The sequence below is a fragment of the Streptococcus oralis genome, from assembly GCF_001578945.1.
GTDB lineage: Bacteria > Bacillota > Bacilli > Lactobacillales > Streptococcaceae > Streptococcus > Streptococcus oralis_Q.
In genome coordinates this window covers 247,470-251,374 of record NZ_KQ969552.1, presented here as the reverse complement: position 1 = coordinate 251,374, position 3,905 = coordinate 247,470, and the positions used below count along the sequence as shown (strand labels likewise).

3 protein-coding genes and 1 other annotated feature are annotated in these 3,905 nt (G+C 43.8%); all 3 genes read left to right on the top strand.

What is annotated here, in order from left to right; translation table 11 throughout:
• A partial coding sequence (locus SORDD16_RS06655; protein WP_081215171.1) for an ABC transporter ATP-binding protein occupies positions 1 to 1,434 on the top strand: 1,434 nt, incomplete at its 5' end.
• Between the two features lie 103 nt (positions 1,435 to 1,537).
• The gene (locus SORDD16_RS06650; RefSeq protein ID WP_061452815.1) at positions 1,538 to 2,230 is read left to right on the top strand and encodes a sugar transferase; all 693 of its coding nucleotides are present in this window, start codon (positions 1,538 to 1,540) and stop codon (positions 2,228 to 2,230) included.
• A gap of 42 nt (positions 2,231 to 2,272) precedes the next feature.
• Entirely contained in the window at positions 2,273 to 3,502 is a 1,230-nt protein-coding gene (locus SORDD16_RS06645) for a DegT/DnrJ/EryC1/StrS family aminotransferase (RefSeq protein WP_061452814.1), read from the top strand.
• Between the two features lie 31 nt (positions 3,503 to 3,533).
• Positions 3,534 to 3,768: a binding site (T-box leader), on the top strand.
• The last annotated feature ends 137 nt before the right edge of the window (positions 3,769 to 3,905 follow it).

Sequence of the window (3,905 nt, the reverse complement as noted above, 5' to 3'; positions counted from 1 at the left end):
AATATGGAGAAACTCGGCATGTCTTATTTTGACAAGACGCCAGCAGGTTCCATCGTTTCTCGTTTGACAAATGATACCGAGACCATCAGTGATATGTTTTCAGGGATTTTATCCAGCTTTATTTCAGCAGTTTTCATCTTTCTGACAACCCTGTATACCATGTTGGTGCTGGATTTTCGTTTGACAGCTTTAGTCTTGCTCTTTCTTCCCTTGATTTTTCTGTTGGTCAATCTCTATCGGAAAAAGTCAGTCAAGATTATCGAGAAAACCAGAAGTCTCTTGTCGGATATCAATAGTAAGCTGGCAGAAAACATTGAGGGAATCAGGATTATTCAGGCCTTTAATCAAGAGAAGCACCTGCAGGCAGAATTTGATGAAATCAACCAAGAACACTTGGTCTATGCCAACCGTTCTGTAGCCTTGGATGCCCTCTTTTTGAGACCTGCCATGAGTTTGCTGAAACTCCTAGGCTACGCAGTTTTGATGGCCTACTTTGGCTACCGTGGTCTTTCTATCGGGATAACAGCCGGAACCATGTATGCCTTTATCCAGTACATCAATCGTCTCTTTGATCCCTTGATTGAGGTAACGCAAAACTTTTCAACCCTTCAAACGTCCATGGTGTCTGCAGGCCGTGTCTTTGCCTTGATTGACGAGACGACCTATGAGCCTCTTCAAAAAAATGGGAAAGCCAAAGTCCAAGACGGCAATATCCGTTTTGAACATGTGTGTTTCTCTTATGATGGCAAGCACCAGATTCTGGACGACATTTCCTTTTCAGTTGAGAAGGGTGAAACCATTGCCTTTGTAGGGCATACAGGTTCGGGGAAATCTTCCATTATCAATGTCCTCATGCGTTTTTATGAATTTCAGTCAGGCCGCGTTCTCTTGGATGATGTGGATATTAGAGACTACAGTCAGGAAGAGCTGAGAAAAAATATTGGGCTAGTCTTACAGGAACCCTTCCTCTATCATGGGACTATCAAGTCCAATATCGCCATGTACCAAGATCTTAGTGATGAAGAGGTCCAGGCTGCGGCTGCCTTTGTCGATGCAGATTCCTTTATTCAGGACCTTCCGCAGGGTTATGATGCACCTGTGTCTGAGCGTGGCTCGAGCTTTTCTACTGGCCAGCGCCAGCTTCTTGCCTTTGCTAGAACTGTTGCCAGTCAGCCTAAAATCCTGATTTTGGATGAAGCGACTGCCAATATTGACTCTGAAACAGAAAGTTTGGTTCAAGATTCCCTAGCCAAGATGAGACAGGGGAGAACAACAATTGCTATCGCCCACCGCCTTTCGACTATCCAAGACGCCAACTGCATTTATGTCTTAGATAAGGGGCGCATCATCGAGAGTGGAACCCATGAGGAACTCTTGGCCTTGGGAGGAACCTATCACAAGATGTATAGCTTGCAGGCTGGAGCCATGTCCTAATAAGAATTCCTCCAAATTACAGCTTTCTTGCACCGCCTTTTCTATTTTGTGGTATAATGAAAACTGTTGACAAATAGTATAATAAAAACAAAGGAGAAACAGCATGCTGAAATGGGAAGACTTGCCCGTGGAAATGCGATCAAGCGAGGTTGAGTCTTACTACCAGCTTGTCTCTAAAAGGAAGGGGTCGCTGATTTTCAAGCGTTGCCTGGACTGGGTTCTGGCCTTATTTTTGCTAGTTTTGACTTCTCCCATCTTTCTTGTCTTGAGCATTTGGATCAAGTTGGATAGCAAGGGGCCTATCATTTACAAGCAAGAGCGCGTGACCCAGTACAACCGTCCGTTCAAGATCTGGAAGTTCCGTACTATGGTGACGGATGCGGATAAAAAAGGAAGTCTAGTGACTTCTGCTAATGATAGCCGCATTACCAAAGTGGGAAATTTCATTCGCCGTGTGCGCTTGGACGAACTGCCTCAGCTGGTCAATGTTCTTAAAGGCGAGATGTCCTTTGTAGGTACGCGTCCTGAAGTGCCACGTTACACAGAGCAGTACAGCCCTGAAATGATGGCGACCTTGCTCTTGCCAGCAGGAATCACCTCTCCAGCCAGTATCAACTACAAGGATGAGGACACCATCATCAGTCAAATGACAGAGAAAGGCCTATCGGTTGACCAGGCCTATGTCGAACATGTCCTTCCTGAAAAGATGCGCTATAACCTCGCCTATCTCCGAGAATTTAGTTTCCTTGGAGATATCAAAATCATGTTTCAAACCGTGTTTGAGGTACTAAAATAAAGTAGTCATGAGAAAATGAGTACAGATAAAAGGAGCAAATCAATGCCAAATTACAATATTCCATTTTCACCACCCGATATTACAGAAGCTGAAATTGCTGAAGTAGCGGATACCCTTCGTTCTGGTTGGATTACAACAGGTCCTAAGACAAAAGAACTGGAGCGTCGCTTGTCTCAATACACACAGACACCTAAGACTGTCTGCCTCAACTCTGCGACAGCCGCACTTGAGTTGATTTTGCGAGTCTTGGAAGTGGGACCAGGTGATGAAGTCATCGTTCCAGCTATGACCTACACAGCTTCATGTAGTGTCATCACTCACGTAGGAGCAACACCTGTCATGGTGGATATTCAAGCAGATACGTTTGAGATGGACTATGACCTTCTTGAGCAAGCCATCACTGAAAAGACTAAGGTCATCATCCCAGTAGACCTTGCAGGGATTGTTTGCAACTATGACCGTTTGTTCCAAGTCGTGGAGAAGAAACGTGACCTCTTTACTGCATCAAGCAAGTGGCAAAAAGCCTTTAACCGTATTGTGATTGTTTCTGATAGTGCCCATGCTTTGGGATCAACTTATAAAGGGCAACCAGCTGGTTCTATCGCTGACTTTACTTCCTTCTCATTCCATGCCGTTAAAAACTTTACAACGGCTGAGGGTGGAAGTGCAACTTGGAAAGCCAATCCAGCCATTGACGATGAAGAGATGTACAAGGAATTCCAAATCCTTTCCCTTCACGGTCAAACCAAAGACGCTCTTGCCAAGATGCAATTGGGTTCTTGGGAATACGATATCGTTACACCAGCCTACAAGTGCAACATGACAGATATCATGGCTTCGATTGGTTTGGTACAATTGGACCGTTACCCAGCTTTGCTACAACGTCGTAAGGACATCGTGGACCGCTATGATCGTGGTTTTGCGGGTACTCGTATTCACCCACTGGCACACAAGACCGATACTGTCGAATCTTCACGCCACCTCTACATCACCCATGTAGAAGGAGCTAGTCTAGAAGAGCGTAATCGTATCATCCAAGAATTGGCCAAAGCAGGAATTGCAAGTAATGTACACTACAAACCGCTTCCTCTCCTGACAGCCTATAAGAATCTTGGTTTTGATATGGCAGATTATCCAAGAGCCTATGCCTTCTTTGAAAATGAAATTACGCTTCCTCTTCATACAAAATTAAGCGATGAAGAAGTTGATTACATCGTTAAGACTTTGGTGAGAATTTCCGAAGAGATCCTCGGTTCTGGAAAAAAATCATAAAAAAATCTTGACAAAAAGCGGACAATAGCATATAATATTCTTGACAAATCAGAAAAGTAACTATTTTTGATCTTCAGGGAGCCTGTGGTGATTGTGAACAGGTGGTTGGAAGTAGTGAAAGTGGGCTGATTTTAAAAATGAATTTGAAACAATGAAAATTCGGTGCGCACACCTTACAGTGCAACTTGTTGTTAGACAAGGCAGAGATGTAAAGGGGGATAGTCCCTTTATAATTGAGGTGGCACCGCGTTACCAACGCCCTCACACAGATTGTTTTCTGTGTGTGGGCTTTTTCATATTATCGCATCGGCTGTATGAAAAAATCATACACTGAAACAAAGGAAAGATGAGATTATCATCTAAGTTTTTAATTAAAAAGATGGAAAAATTACAGTCTTTTCTC

Excerpts from the sequence above, each read along its gene's own strand:
- SORDD16_RS06650 (WP_061452815.1), top strand. The coding sequence starts at position 1,538 with ATGCTGAAATGGGAAGACTTGCCCGTGGAAATGCGATCAAGCGAGGTT.
- SORDD16_RS06645 (WP_061452814.1), top strand. The coding sequence starts at position 2,273 with ATGCCAAATTACAATATTCCATTTTCACCACCCGATATTACAGAAGCT.